Source organism: Streptomyces sp. NPDC104831, assembly GCF_055583025.1.
This window is the reverse complement of sequence record NZ_JBVJOT010000112.1, coordinates 1-12,558: the sequence shown is the minus strand read 5'-3', so window position 1 is coordinate 12,558 and position 12,558 is coordinate 1. Positions and strand designations below refer to the sequence as shown.

Sequence of the window (12,558 nt, the reverse complement as noted above, 5' to 3'; positions counted from 1 at the left end):
CCCGAAGCACTCCACAAGCCCTACGCCCAAGACGTCCTGTCGGCCTGCGACCCCGTCACAACCCCCGACGACCGCCTCGTCGCAGCAGGACGCACTGACGGCCGCGTCGACCTCTACTACTCCGACAAAAGCACCCACACCGTCAAACTCGCCGACGACGGCACCGTCACCAACCTCACCGTCGACCCCAACGGCAACCGCATCTTCGCATACCTGCGCCAAGAGAAGGACAAGATGAACATTTTCGTCATCGACGTCGAAGCCCCCGTACCCGCCGCCCGGCTCGGGATCGACGACTCGGACTCAAAGCTCTTCGGCAGGCCGCAGATGAAGACCGGCTGGTTCTTCTCCCACCCCAGCTAAGAGCCCACTCTGAGGAGCTGCTGGGCCGGCCGTGACTGGTCCGCCCAGCAACTCGTAAAGGTCAGCCTCCGCACTTCAGCTCGGTGCCCGGCCATCGAGGTCCGTGGAACACCGCGCCGCATGGCCGAGGCGTGGCAGTCGTCCTACGACCAGTCCTTTGTGGCGGCGTCGGGGCAGATCTGGTCCGACTCGACCGCGACCACTGCGGTTAGCAGGTGGTCCAGGGCGTGACCGAGGCGTTCGTCAGCGAGCTCGAAGCGCGTGCGCGCGCCCGTCGGGAACCGTGGCCGTATCCGCGGGGCCCGCCCGGCGCCCACCGCTGTGCTCGCCCGCTACCGCCTCAGCCCGCACATCCGGCAGCTGGCCGCCGCCCACGACGCCGCTGTCAGCTCCTGACGGTCGGGGGGCCGCGGCCGGGTAGGCGCAGCAGCAGGCCGGGGCAGCGGCAGGGCCGGCCGCAGCGGGGGCAGTCCCGCTCGCCGGACCAGTAGTCGTGCAGGACCGTTACCGGCTGTCAGCCGCTGGCCCTCAGCAGCTGGTCGCTGCGGCCCGGCCGGTCGTGCAGTCAGGAGATGCCGTACGCCTCACACACCGCTCGCGCAGCCATCGGCTGCACCGGGTGGCAAGGAGAACGCCCAGGCCGCGGCCACGCGCCGGGGCGGCCACCGCCATGGAGTTGAACCGGCCGATCCGCCGGCCATCGGCGGATCGGCGTGCTGCACTCGGGCGCTGCGCTGTCGCGCAGCGGGGACCGGCCAGGAATGTGCGGTCGATCCGGCCGTCCGGCAGATAGCCGCGCAGTCCGACCTGGTTGAGGAACGCCGACTGCCGCCAGGTCAGATGACGAACGTCGAGTTGTGTGGTGGCGCCCCAGGACAGCACATCGCGGCCACTCCTGCGGCGGAAGTAGGGGCGCTTGTCGATCAACTTCTCGGCTGAGGCCCAGTCGTAGAAACCGTTGATCATAGCCCGGCGGCGGTTCCACGTCGCTGGCGCATCCGGCGATTCGCGGTGCTCGGTGCAGTCCTCCCGGTACGCGATGAGATCTTCCTCGATCACCGACAACAGGTCGACGGGCGGGTCGAGTTCGCTCTCTAAGAATTCGATCAAGTCGAGAGCATCGTACGTGTAGTCCTGCAGCGACTTCGCCTGGAGGGTCTTGGCCATCTCCAGGAAGAAGGAGACCAGCGGTTCTGCCGGGCGCATCTGCAAGTCGAGGAAGAACGGAGTGCCCTCCTTCAGGGCTCCCTTCCGCGTCACGTACGCCAAGGCGTCGAGATCGACGCCGGGCGGAGCCTCGTAGAAGCGACGGACCTTGCTGCGCGAGACAAAGAAGTAGTCCACTCCGTACCACCATGATCGTGGGACATCCAGGCGGCAGGAACCTAACAGCCGCAGGTGGGGCCTCATGTCACTCGGGGATCACGGCTGAGACATCTGGACTTCCTTTGCATAATCAAGCCCATAGGACTCGACCGTTGCCCAATAGCTCATAACCATCGCGGGCTTGCCGGTCAGCACGGACACCTGCTGCACCGTTGCCAGCGTGATTGCCACACTGAGCCCAACACGGATCGCGCAGCGATGAGCTGCGGCAATAGCGCCACCGTCGGGCCATGGAGCCACCGTCGGTGCTCCCACTTCCAGCACCGTTGGCTCCGCTCCCCGCATACGCAACGAGGGCTTCGACGCCACCGCGGTAGTCCGGAAAGCCCGCCACCGAGAACGTGCCGAGGACGTGCCGAGAACCCTCCAGATGCTCGGCCATCAGCTCTGTGCCCCGACGGCTCCCCGCCGCGCTGGCTGCGTCGCGTACATCTACGCCATACGTCTTCGCAGGTCACCTGCGATCCGGTCACGCCGGTGGTCGGAAAACCTGAAGGGTAGCTTGAGTTCGGTGAAGAACTCGCGTGCGTGCAGTGCCAAATGGGTCTCCTGGCCGTTATCGGCGTGTTCCGGTGGCGGGCCGGATGGCGGTGCTCCAGCGCGGGACGCTGGCTGCGGGCCGCGTGGCCGGGCGCCGGATGGCGGCACGCTGGACGCCGAGCGGGCTGGGAGCCTGTGGGCGGATGGGCGTCACCTGGGCCTTGCCTACGACATAGCTGTGGGTGTCCTGGCGCCAGCGGGGCAGGGGTGCCGGGTCGGAGATGCACTCGGTGACCGCTTTGAGCAGGACGGTGGGGGTGCCGGTGCTGGCGGTGGCGTACCAGTAGGGGCAGTCTGGCGGGCCGGTCCACAGTTCCCAGCGGGTCTCCCGGGTGGTCAGCTCGGCTTCCGGGTCCAGGTCGCCGGTGGCGTACTGGAGGGTGGCCAGCTCGTCGGGTGACTGGATGGCGAAGGCGTCCCAGTGGGGATGGTCGATGCGCCAGCCGCGTGCGAGCAGCGGTGTGATCACCGGAAGGGGGTCGGGAGCCCAGTCTCCCGCGCCGGGGTTGGTCAGGTATCTCCCGGGTCCCTGCTGGTACGCCTCGGCGAGGGCCGTGGTGAAGGCGGTGACGATCTCCGTCGGGCAGGAGTGGTTGAACCAGGCGCTCCAGGCGGGCGGGCCGAAGGGGTCGTGGTAGGCGGTGATGCGCCACAGGTTGTCGTGGTCGACTTCGGGGAGGAAGCCGAGGCGGACCTTGTGGTCGGGCGTGGTGAGGTAGGCGTTGCCCAGATCGTCGTGGTGGGGGTTCCAGCCGGTCTGGAGCAGGGGGTCCAGGGCGGGATCGCCCGTCCCGGTGCTTGTGGCGAGGTAGCGGGGAAAGACGTAGACGTCCCCGTCGGGGGCGTCGGTAGGGTGCGGCATGAGGTTCCTGGTGTGCGGCGGTCAGCGGGTCCGGCCGGCCGACGGAGACGGTGGCGCAGGGGGCCGAGGCGCGGTCGGGGCGTGGCTGCGGGTGGTGAGGGTGAGGCGGCGCAGCGCGGTGCGCACGGCCTGTTCCTGTTCTTCGACGGGTCGCTGGTCGAGGAGGACGAGGGCTCGGGCGATGGCAGGGTCGAAGGGCGATCCGATGTCGCCTCCGACGATCTGGGCTGCGGCCTGTGCCTCAGCCAGAACGCCGAAGGCGTGCGGGACACCGAGGAGGTCGTCCGCGTGGTGGCGGGCTCCGTCGAGCGCTTGGATGAGACGGAAGTCGTCGTCCAGGCAGTCGGCCAGGAGGTGAAGCACCCGGACGGTGGCGTTCTGGAGCCGGGTGCGTAAGTCCGGGTCGGTGAGCCAGAACCCGTTGGGTGCCTCCGCCTGCGAGCGACGGGCCGGGGTGGGTGCGTCGTGTGCTTGCTTCGGCTGTTGTTTCTGCGTCTGGGGGAACCAGAGGGTGGTGTACTGCTCGATCGCCCGACGGAGCTTGGTCGTTGCGGCGCCCTGCCACGGTGGCCCGTCGCGCTCGCTCCAGTCGCGGATGACGGCGTAGCCGTCGTCTCCGGGTTCCCGGTGAAGGGCGTCGTCGCGGCTGCGGAAGGTGTCGTGAGCGGCGAACGTGAGGACCAGGCTGTCCAGCACTCCCTGCTCGGCGTGGAGGATCTGCAGGCGCAGGCCGTCGTATTCGCCGGCGCGGATGGTGCGGGCGAAGTCGATCCGCAGCCGTAGCGACGAGCCGGGTGCGGGGGCGCAATAGCAGGAGTCACCGATGACGGTGCCGTCGGTGAGCTGGAGCTGCTCGGTGAAGAACTGCTGGGCGTACAGGGGCATGGGTTGCTTTCGCGTGAACGGGGTGGTTCAGCGGCGCAGCCCCGGGCGGGCCGCCGGGTGTGCTGGGGGCGGTGGCGTGCTGGTGGTCCAGCGGCGCACGCTGGGGGCCGGCAGGACGGTCGGCCGGCGGGCTGCCGCGGCGCGGCGGACGTCCAGCGGGGTCGGCACGGCGGGCTGGGGCGGTTCGACGGGCGTGAGCCAGGCCAGCTCGGCCAGGCGCGGGCGCAGGGACGTCCTGCTGCGGATGACCGGGGCGGGGTCGGCGAGAGCGGCGGCCGTGGCGGCGATCAGGTGCGAGGGGGTGCGCGCGGTGAAGACCGCCTCGGCGCGGGTTGCCCAGCCCGGTGGTCCGGCCCACAGGGTCACGGTCTCGGCGTCGGAGTCCGGGGCGGTGACGTCGATGCTCGCTCCGGCCAGCCCGCCCGGGGCGACGATGTCCACGAAGCCGTGGCGCGGCGGGTTGCGCTTCCAGCCGGCATCGAGGAGGGGGCGTATGCCGGTGGTCCAGTACACGGAGGGCTGGGTGAGGAAGGTGGTGCTGTCCTCGGCCCACTCGTCGGCAAGGGCGCGGGTGAGTCCTGCGACGATCTCGGGGGGCGTGGCGTGGTTGATCCGTGCGGTCCAGCGGGGCGGGGAGACGGGGTCCTCGGCCGCGCTGATGACCCAGGTGTCGTAGTCGTCGCCGAACCAGCCGATGCGGATGCGGTGGTCGGGTGAGGCGACGACGAGCTGGCAGGGCCCGGTTTCGGGGTAGTGGTGGGGCCAGTGGGCCACGGGGTCGAAGCTGGGGTCGGCGTGGCCGGGCAGTCCGGCGAGGTAGCGCGGGTAGACGTACACGTCGCCGCTGCTCGAAAGGTCACTGTCGGGAGGCAATGAGGTCCTGGAGGGTGGAAGGGCCGGATGGTCAGCCGACGGTGTGCAGCAGTGCTGCTTCGAGATCGGCCGGGCTGCCGGTGTAGTGCAGGGTGCGCAGGCCCACTGCTTCGGCGGCGCGGCAGTTGTCGGCGCGGTCGTCCACGAACAGCACGCGCCGGGGGTCGCCGACGCCGGTGGCCTTCAGGGCGTGTTCGTAGGCGGCCGGGTCCGGCTTGCACACCTGCAGCCGGGCCGAATACAGGGCCTGGTGCATCATCCGGCGCCAAGGGTGGGTGTCGAGCACGTCGCTGAGGTGGGCGGGGGCGTTGGACAGCAGCACCATCGGCAGCCCGGCGGCGTGGGCACGATGCAGGACGGAGAGGACTCGCTCGTCGGTGCCGGTCCACATGTCGGTGTCGGCGGTGAGGAGGTCGTGCAGCAGGCGGGGGCCGGGGTGGGAGCCGAGGACGCGGGCCCAGTACGCCAGGTCGCTGAGCTGGCCGGCGTCGTAAGGTTCGCGGGCGCTCCAGAAAGCGTGCTGGAAGCCGGTCAGGTCGTCGTCGGGCCAGGAGGCCGTGCGGGCGAGGCGACGCCACTGGGTGTGGGTGGGCTGGAGGCCGATGACGCCGTTGTAGTCGAGGATGACGGCGTCCAGGCCGGTCGTGCGGGTGCGGGTCAAGGGGCGGTGTTCTCCAGGGCGCGGTGGGCAAGGACGGCGAGCGCGGCTGCGAGGAGGGCGGGCAGCAGCAGGGCCGCGGGCAGGGTGGTGGCGCCGGCGAGGATGCCGATGAGGGCGGGGCCGGCCAGCAGGCCGAGGTAGCCGGTCACCGAGACGGTGGCCACGGCCCCCGGCCCGCCGGCCCCGGCTGCGGTGATCAGACAGGGGACGGTGGTGGACAGGCCGAGCCCGAAGACCGTCCAGCCGGCCAGGGCGGCGGGCACGCTGTCCGCCAGGACGCCGGTGGTCAGTCCGGCTGCGGCGAGGACGGCTCCGGCGCGGACCACGCCCGGGGTGCCGAAGGCGGTGGTGAGGCGGTCGCCGGTCAGCCGGCCCAGGGTCATGCCCGCGCTGTAGAGGGCGAACGCGCTCGCCGCGGCGGCCGTGGTGCCGCCCAGGGTGTGGACGTGCACGGCCGCCCAGTCGGCTGCCGCCCCCTCCCCCAGCAGGCTGGCTGCCGCCAGCGCTCCCAGCAGCCACAGTCGTCCGCGCGGCAGTACTACAGACCTGCCGCCGCTGGCCGTTGGCGGCTGGTCGGTGCCGTCCAGGGCGAGGGTGGTCGGTCCTGCCGCGAGCACGGCGACCGTGAGTGCCAGGCCGGTGGCGAGGAACAGGGTGCGGTGGCTGGTCGCGGCGGTGGCGGCGGCCAGGGCGGCGGCGCCGAGCGCGCCGAGGGAGTAGGCGGCGTGCAGGGAGGACATGATGGGCCGGTCGTAGGCGTTTTGGCAGCGCACCGCCGCGGAGTTCGCGGCGACGTCCACGACACCGTGCGCGGCTCCAAAGGCGAGCGCCGCCACGAGCAGCGAGCCCAGGGTGCGGCACTGGCCCAGCACGGCGAGGGATCCGGCGAGCCCGACGGCTCCGCTCATCAGGAGCACGGGGAGCCGTTCGGGCCGGGCGAGGCGGCCACCGGCCTGGAGGCCGGCGACCATGCCGAGGGCGGCGGCGAGCAGGACCCAAGAGAGCTGGGCGGTGCTGAGGTGGGCGGCGTGCTGGACGGCGGGCATCCGGGCGCCCCAGATGGCCATCACCACGCCCAAGCCGAGGAAATAGCCGGTCAGCAGCCTCCGGCTGCGGCGGGCAGCGGCGGTGGGACGGCTCACGCGGCGCGACCGCCAGTGACAGACGCATCGCCCGCGAGGGGGGTGATGTCGATGTGGAGGCGGCGGGCGGCCTGGTCGGCGCGTGCTCGTGCGAGGTCGGCGGTGGGAGCGGTGGTGATCAGGTAGCCGATGCGGGCGGTGAACATGGTGCCGCCGTCCACAGGGAGGAGGAGCTGGTCTCCGGCCTGGTGCTGGAAATGGACGCGGTCCAGCCAGCGCGGGCAGATGCCGTCGAAGTAGACGCGGCGCAGGGTGCCGGAGACGGTCGGGTAGATCAGCTGGATCGCGGCGGCCGAGGAGCGGGTGGAGATGAGATCGGGTGCCCGGCCGCAGGCGATGTCGGCAGCGGCGCGCGGCAGGTCGATGCCGGTCGCCAGGTGCACGAGGTGGCCGATCATGTCGCCGGCGATCCTCCCGTTGACCTCGACCAGCCGAGGCCGGCCGTCGACCAGCCGCATCTCGACATGGCTGACGCCGTCGGTGATCCCCAGCGCGCGGATCGCGGCGCGTGCCGCGGGGGCGACCACGTCGAGCAGCGGGTCGGCGGCATGGACCGAGTGGGCCAGTTCCTCGAAGTACGGCGGTTCGCTGACCGTCTTGCGGGTCACCGCGACCACGGTGGTCTCGCCCCGGTAGGTGACGCACTCCACCGACACCTCGGGCCCGTCGAGATACTCCTCGACCAGCACACTCGTACTCTCCTGCCCCTGACCGGCAGCCTTGGCGGCGAACTCAAAGGCGCTCGCGAGCTGGTCGGGGGTGTCGGCGCGGATCACGCCGATGCTGGCCGCCTGCGCGGCCGGCTTCAGCACGACCGGGTAGCCGATCCGCTCGGCCGCCACCCTGGCCTCGGCCCCGGTGCGCACGCTCACCGAGGCGGCCGAGGGGACTTGGTGCCGGGCGAACAGCGCACGCGAAGTGGCCTTGTTGCGGCACGCCTGCATGACCTCGGGGGCGTTGGTGGGCAGACCGAGCTGGCGCGCGAGGCGGGCGACGGCAACGAGGTACCACTCGGTCCAGGTGAACACGCCCGCCAGGTCGTAGCGCTCGGCCAGCGCCTTTCCGGCGGCCGACAGCTGTACCGGGTCGGCCGGGTCGGGCACCACCATGCAGTCGCGGAGGTAGGGCACCTCCCACGACGGCTCCTCGCCGGTGATCAGGACGATGTCATAGGCGGCGGCCACGGACTGCAGGCAGTACCTGCGGTACGCCTCGGCTTCCGTGTCGGCGGCGGCGACGACCAGGACGACAGGACGGTGGGACACGAAAAGGAACTCCTCAGAATTCAGACGAGACGACAGACAGAGGCCGGGAGGCTTTACGGGGTGCGCCGTCGGCGAACCTCGATCACGGACGCCCACCGCGGATGGGCGGCGAGCAGTCTGCGCGCGTACAGGGCGGTGTAGTTGTTGTTCAGCCCCTTCACCCCCACTGGCCGGCTCCAGCGCAGGGCCTCGAACAGGGCCTTCATCCCGACTCGCTCGGCTCCGGCGGCCAAGCGGTCCTCCACGAGCCGTTCCAGCGCGCGGTAGATCCACGGGTGCTCGGCATCGAAGGCCCGGAACTGCTCGCTGATCGTGGGTGTGTCCCGGCGGGGGGGCATTGAGACCGGGCAGTTCGTCCTGCACGGTGGGCATGCGGGGCGTCGTTCCTTTCAGGGGCGGGGGTTCAGGCCGGTGTGGTGCGCAGGCTGCGCAGCCGGGCGAAGGCAGCGGCCAGGCCGAGGGCCTGCAGGAACGCGGTGATGGTGACGGCGTGCCCGATCTGGCTGGGCGGGAGGGCCGCGATGAGCAGTCCGGCGGCGGGGAAGGGCAGCAGGAGCAGCAGGATGGTCAGGCTCAGGGTGCTGGCGAAGGTCTCGGACGGGATGAGGTGGGAGCGCAGGGTGCGCAGGACGACGGTGAGGCCGCCTTCGCCGGCCATCAGGACGGCGACCAGGACCAGGTAGTCGCGGTAGGTGTCGGCCTGGGCGACGGCGAGGGTGGCGGCTGCGGTGACGGCGGCGGCGGTGGCGCCGACGGGCCACAGCCCCCACCGGTCGATCGCCCGGCGCGCGGCGGTGATCGCGAGCAGGGAGGCGAGGGCGGCGGCGGACCAGATCAGTCCCGCATCGGCGCTGGAGCGGCCCAGTTCGGTAACGACGATCACCGGCATCGCCGCCTGCAGCAGGGCGATGGCCGTGTTCGACAGGATCAGGCCGCCCACCAGCCAGACCAGGGCGGGCAGGGCGAGCAGGCTGTCCCATCCCGCCCGCACGCCGCTGGCGCTCTGTCGGCTGCCGTTGGGCGTGGGCTGCCCGTGCGGGAGCAGGACGGCGGCCAGCAGGGAGAAGGCGGCGAGTGTGCTGAGCATGAGTGCCGGTCCGCCGTACTCCAGCAACAGGCCAGATGCCAGGGGGCCCGCCAGCGTTGTGGTCTGGTCGATGCCCAGCAGCACCGACTGCACGCGGTGCGCTTGGGTCCCGGCCATGCGGCTGGCCTGGCCGCCTGCGGTCTCGGCGGCGAGATAGCTGCACTCGGTGAGGAAGCCGCTCACCGGAGCGAGCGCCAACACCACCACCGCCGCCGACACCCCGAAGGTCGGCACCGCGAGCAGAAGCGCGGCCAGCAGCACGGCCAGGGCCCGGCCGACGCACGCGGCACGAAAGACCCGGGTGATGCCGTGACGGTCGACCAGGGCGCCGGCCACCGTGAACGCCACCAGGCGCGGCAGCCACTCCAGCGCGAACGCGAGTCCGGTCAGCGCGGCCGACCCCGTGGCCGCGACGACGATCAGCGGGATGCCGTATGTGGTCATCGCGAACGCGGCCCCGTCAACCGATCGGGGCAGATAGACACTGCGGAACAGGGAGGAGCGGCCGTCGTGCCGGGCGCTGCTGGCCCTCACGCGGCCAGCACGGGCTCGACACCCTGGGTCAGCCGGGGGTTCTCGTGAAGCCACCGCTGGAGCAGGGCACGCGCCCCATCGAGATCCTCGGCAGCCGTGCGCGGAGCACCTTCGGGCTCCTCGGCGAGGATGGGCATGATGAGCAGGGAGAGGGCGTGCTGAACGCGGCCGGTGAAGTCGCAGACCGGTGCCGGGAGGTGGTGGCGGCGCGCGACGCGGGCCAGCGCGTCGTAGACGTCGGCCAGGCCCGAGCCGGAAGGTGTCAGGCTCAGGCCCACACCGGACTGGTGACAGGCCAGCCCGAGAGCGCGGGCCTGCCCGACGGCTCGCTGCAGATGGTGGACGGACAGGTCGGGCAGGGTGCGGGTCAAGCCGCGCGGGGAGATGGGCCCGTTGTCGTCGATTTCGGTGACCAGGCGGATCAGGCCGGGCGTGGACAGCACCGTGCAGGCGTGGCGGAGGCCGGCGGTGTGGGAGAGGGTGGTCATCGGCGCGGGCCTCCGGCGGGCAGGGCCGCCAGCGGGCGGGTCGGGGCGGCGTGGGAGAACAGAGCGGTGCGCTGCCAGACCGGCGTCTGGTCGGCGCCGGCCGGTGCGGGCGTGGTCGTCGGCGCCTGCGGTCGCGGCTGGCCGCTGCGCCGCATCCGTTGTTCCGGCGTGGCCTGGGCGGTGCCCCAGACCGGGTGCTGTCCGGCCTGGGTGAGGGGCTGGCCGGCGGCCCACGCCGACACGGCGCCCAGGACCGGACCAAGACCTTCCCCGGCGGGAGACAGGCGGTAGGGCAGCCCCTTGCCGTTGGTGGCGACGAGACCGTCGTCCACCAGCTGCCGCAGCGGCGGATAGATGTTGGTCCAGTAGCTGCCGGGAAGGACCGCCATGGCCAGTGCCCGGCTGCTGACCTCGCCCCGGATCTTGAGCACCCACAAGATCGCGGCGGCGTGCCGCCGGGTCAGCAGAGTGAGACCGTCCTCGATCTGCTCGATCGCGGGCAGCGGCTGCTCCGGCTTCTCCAGATACTGCTCGGCCCAGGTGACGATCAGCGGCAGGACCGGCAACAGCGTGGTGGCCCGGTCCGTCGCACCGTAGCTGACGTGCCGCGGACTGTGCTCGGTGCGCTGGACGAGCCCGGCATCACACAGATGCCGAAGTTTGCCGTGCAGTTGGCTGTCGCCCAGCCAGGAAAGCCTGGAGGCGAGTTCGCTGTAGCGCAGCGGCTGCCCATTCAGGGCGAGCAGGATCCGCACGTTCCAGCGCGGCGTGACCATGGCGAGGGCCTCGGTGACCCGGGCGACATCGGCGTCGATGTCGGGCGGCAGACCGGTGAGGGCCAAGGAAGAACTCCTGTGATCGTGACGGATACGCGTGCGGGTCAGCGGCGCAGAGCGCTCGTGGCCGCGGCGGGCAAAGCGGCGGCCACCGTGGTGGTAAGCGGGGACGGCTCGGGCCGCTCAGGCTCCTCGGCTGGCTCTTCGTGTTCGGCCGGCCCGGGCGGATTGGCGGGGTCGGGGGGATCGATGCGCACCAGGCTCTGCAGTACCGCCGACGCCGTGGCCGCCTGGGTGTCGCGGACGGTGACCGCTTCGGCGAGCCGGCGGGCGCAGTCGAGGACGTGCACCACCTCGTGGGCGCTGATGTCCCGCGCGGGATGCATGAGTTGCGCGAGGCGTTCGCGGTGGACGGTGACGCTGCGCTCGGCGAGAGCGAGCGTGTCGTGCAGGCCGAGGAGGGCGGTGAGCATGCCGGGCGGCTGGTCTTGGACGTGTGCGTGGAGGTCGGCGAGCGGGGCGCCGTAGAGGTCCTCGATCCGTCCGGCGACCTCGGTGGACGTCGGGTGCATCACGCCGGGGCGCTCACGGTCGACGGGCCCGCATCGGCCCGGCACCCCCGGGTGCCGGGGGGACCGCGGACGTGGAAGGGGAGGGGGGAAGGAACAGTTGCGCCGTTTGCCCGCCCCGCGACTCCCTCCCCCGGGGGGGCATGGCACGCAGGAGCTGATCGAGCGCGGTGCGGTAGCCGTCGCGGGCTTCGAGTGCCGCCTGCAGCCACTGCTGGTCCCAGCGCAGGGCCTCGGCGGACAACTCGTTCATGTCCCGGTCGGGGGCCATCGCCGCGTGGACGCGGTCGCGGACCCGGGCGACCTGTTCCTCGGCCAGGGCCAGGAAGGAGCGCAGCTCCAGTGCCTGCGCCAGCGCCGGGGAGGCGTCCGGGAGTACCGCGGCCGTGTACAGATCGGCGACCGGGGCGCCGAAGACCTGGTGGAGGCGGTCGTCCGCGGAGCTGGGTTTGTGCCGGGCGCTCACCGCGCAAGGCTCCTTCCCGGCCTCTGAGCGGTCGCCGGCCGCGGTGCCGGGCTGGTGGGTACGGCCGGGCCCTGGCGCTGGCCGAAGCGGGCCAGCAGCCGGGCGGCCAGGCCGTGCTTGCCCACGGCGTTCGGGTCGAGCAACCACCGCACGACCATGGCCCGCCCGTCGCGGACGGCGACGGCCTTATTGACGCGCTGGGCCAGCTCCTTCGTCGGGTCGTCCACCTCGCTGGGCTGGCTCTCCAGCGCGGCCACGAGGGCGTCCTCAGCACGGTCGAGCGTCGCCTGCGATTCCAAAAGCATGCCGTGCCACGTGACGATGCCGGTGGCGTCGGAATTGTAGGTCGGCGCTGCGGCGACGGCGGCCTTCAAGTGGCCGATGCTCATTCGGAAGCGGGCTTCGATCTGTGCGGTGAGCACGCCCACGACGTCGTCCATCGGATCGGGTGGAGCGGCGGACAAGAAAGACTCCTCTTCCAAAGACACGGCAGGGCCGGAGGCGGCGAGGCAACAGACCACGCGCTCAAGGGCGCTGAGATCCCGCCGCGTTACTGGCGGGGGTTTAGGGGTCCTAACAGAAGTTGTTGATCAAGTGACTATCGGCTTGTCTGCTCGTTGGTCGGGTCGTGGGGAAGCGTCAGTCGCGGCCGTGGATCGTG

The 12,558-nt window shown here is 71.6% G+C and carries 15 protein-coding genes and 2 pseudogenes; 1 reads left to right on the top strand and 16 read right to left on the bottom strand.

From position 1 onward, the window contains the following. On the top strand, positions 1–363 hold a 363-nt coding region (locus ACZ63H_RS37770), incomplete at its 5' end, for a TolB-like translocation protein (RefSeq protein ID WP_469872985.1). Positions 364–506: 143 nt separating this feature from the next. Here ACZ63H_RS37770 and ACZ63H_RS37765 read toward each other — a convergent pair. From ACZ63H_RS37765 to ACZ63H_RS37690, 16 genes and pseudogenes are all read right to left on the bottom strand, one after another. Then, a pseudogene (locus tag ACZ63H_RS37765) lies at positions 507–641 on the bottom strand (transcriptional regulator); the annotation flags it as partial. Between the two features lie 250 nt (positions 642–891). Next, the gene (locus ACZ63H_RS37760; protein WP_469872984.1) at positions 892–1,707 is read right to left on the bottom strand and encodes a hypothetical protein; all 816 of its coding nucleotides are present in this window, start codon (positions 1,705–1,707) and stop codon (positions 892–894) included. Between the two features lie 78 nt (positions 1,708–1,785). Then, positions 1,786–2,034 carry a tryptophan synthase subunit alpha gene (locus tag ACZ63H_RS37755; protein ID WP_469872988.1) on the bottom strand — a complete coding sequence of 83 codons (249 nt, stop codon included), beginning with the start codon at positions 2,032–2,034 and terminating at the stop codon, positions 1,786–1,788. A 271-nt stretch (positions 2,035–2,305) separates the two neighbouring features. Beyond that, positions 2,306–3,151 carry an SPDY domain-containing protein gene (locus ACZ63H_RS37750; protein WP_469872983.1) on the bottom strand — a complete coding sequence of 282 codons (846 nt, stop codon included), beginning with the start codon at positions 3,149–3,151 and terminating at the stop codon, positions 2,306–2,308. 21 nt (positions 3,152–3,172) lie between these two features. Beyond that, entirely contained in the window at positions 3,173–4,036 is an 864-nt protein-coding gene (locus tag ACZ63H_RS37745; protein ID WP_469872982.1) for a hypothetical protein, read from the bottom strand. A 27-nt stretch (positions 4,037–4,063) separates the two neighbouring features. After that, on the bottom strand, positions 4,064–4,909 hold the full coding sequence (locus ACZ63H_RS37740) for an SPDY domain-containing protein (RefSeq protein ID WP_469872981.1): 846 nt from the start codon (positions 4,907–4,909) through the stop codon (positions 4,064–4,066). A 31-nt stretch (positions 4,910–4,940) separates the two neighbouring features. Next, positions 4,941–5,570 (bottom strand): HAD family hydrolase, encoded by a 630-nt coding sequence (locus ACZ63H_RS37735; protein ID WP_469872980.1) that lies wholly within the window; start codon positions 5,568–5,570, stop codon positions 4,941–4,943. Further along, positions 5,567–6,721: pseudogene (locus ACZ63H_RS37730) on the bottom strand (MFS transporter); the annotation flags it as partial. The gene ACZ63H_RS37735 and the pseudogene ACZ63H_RS37730, both read right to left, overlap by 4 nt. Then, entirely contained in the window at positions 6,709–7,977 is a 1,269-nt protein-coding gene (locus ACZ63H_RS37725; protein WP_469872979.1) for an ATP-grasp domain-containing protein, read from the bottom strand. The pseudogene ACZ63H_RS37730 and the gene ACZ63H_RS37725, both read right to left, overlap by 13 nt. 53 nt (positions 7,978–8,030) lie before the next feature. Further along, the gene (locus tag ACZ63H_RS37720; protein WP_469872978.1) at positions 8,031–8,315 is read right to left on the bottom strand and encodes a hypothetical protein; all 285 of its coding nucleotides are present in this window, start codon (positions 8,313–8,315) and stop codon (positions 8,031–8,033) included. A gap of 65 nt (positions 8,316–8,380) precedes the next feature. After that, complete coding sequence (locus ACZ63H_RS37715) at positions 8,381–9,508, bottom strand: MFS transporter (RefSeq protein ID WP_469872987.1); 1,128 nt, start codon at positions 9,506–9,508, stop codon at positions 8,381–8,383. 86 nt (positions 9,509–9,594) lie between these two features. After that, complete coding sequence (locus tag ACZ63H_RS37710; protein WP_469872977.1) at positions 9,595–10,086, bottom strand: regulator; 492 nt, start codon at positions 10,084–10,086, stop codon at positions 9,595–9,597. Beyond that, positions 10,083–10,928, bottom strand: coding sequence for a winged helix-turn-helix transcriptional regulator (locus tag ACZ63H_RS37705; protein WP_469872976.1), 846 nt, complete (start codon positions 10,926–10,928; stop codon positions 10,083–10,085). The genes ACZ63H_RS37710 and ACZ63H_RS37705 overlap by 4 nt, the downstream gene beginning before the upstream one ends. 38 nt (positions 10,929–10,966) lie before the next feature. Beyond that, positions 10,967–11,434, bottom strand: a complete 468-nt coding sequence (locus tag ACZ63H_RS37700; RefSeq protein ID WP_469872986.1) for a hypothetical protein — start codon at positions 11,432–11,434, stop codon at positions 10,967–10,969. A gap of 13 nt (positions 11,435–11,447) precedes the next feature. Then, complete coding sequence (locus ACZ63H_RS37695) at positions 11,448–11,897, bottom strand: hypothetical protein (RefSeq protein ID WP_469872975.1); 450 nt, start codon at positions 11,895–11,897, stop codon at positions 11,448–11,450. Continuing rightward, a complete protein-coding gene (locus ACZ63H_RS37690; RefSeq protein ID WP_469872974.1) occupies positions 11,894–12,337 on the bottom strand; it encodes a hypothetical protein in 444 nt (147 codons plus the stop codon). Before ACZ63H_RS37690 ends, ACZ63H_RS37695 begins: the two co-directional genes overlap by 4 nt. Between the last annotated feature and the right edge of the window lie 221 nt (positions 12,338–12,558).

Excerpts from the sequence above, each read along its gene's own strand:
- ACZ63H_RS37720 (WP_469872978.1), bottom strand. The coding sequence starts at position 8,315 with ATGCCCCCCCGCCGGGACACACCCACGATCAGCGAGCAGTTCCGGGCC.
- ACZ63H_RS37745 (WP_469872982.1), bottom strand. The coding sequence starts at position 4,036 with ATGCCCCTGTACGCCCAGCAGTTCTTCACCGAGCAGCTCCAGCTCACC.
- ACZ63H_RS37700 (WP_469872986.1), bottom strand. The coding sequence starts at position 11,434 with ATGCACCCGACGTCCACCGAGGTCGCCGGACGGATCGAGGACCTCTAC.
- ACZ63H_RS37710 (WP_469872977.1), bottom strand. The coding sequence starts at position 10,086 with ATGACCACCCTCTCCCACACCGCCGGCCTCCGCCACGCCTGCACGGTG.
- ACZ63H_RS37755 (WP_469872988.1), bottom strand. The coding sequence starts at position 2,034 with ATGCGGGGAGCGGAGCCAACGGTGCTGGAAGTGGGAGCACCGACGGTG.
- ACZ63H_RS37715 (WP_469872987.1), bottom strand. The coding sequence starts at position 9,508 with ATGACCACATACGGCATCCCGCTGATCGTCGTCGCGGCCACGGGGTCG.
- ACZ63H_RS37690 (WP_469872974.1), bottom strand. The coding sequence starts at position 12,337 with ATGGACGACGTCGTGGGCGTGCTCACCGCACAGATCGAAGCCCGCTTC.
- ACZ63H_RS37750 (WP_469872983.1), bottom strand. The coding sequence starts at position 3,151 with ATGCCGCACCCTACCGACGCCCCCGACGGGGACGTCTACGTCTTTCCC.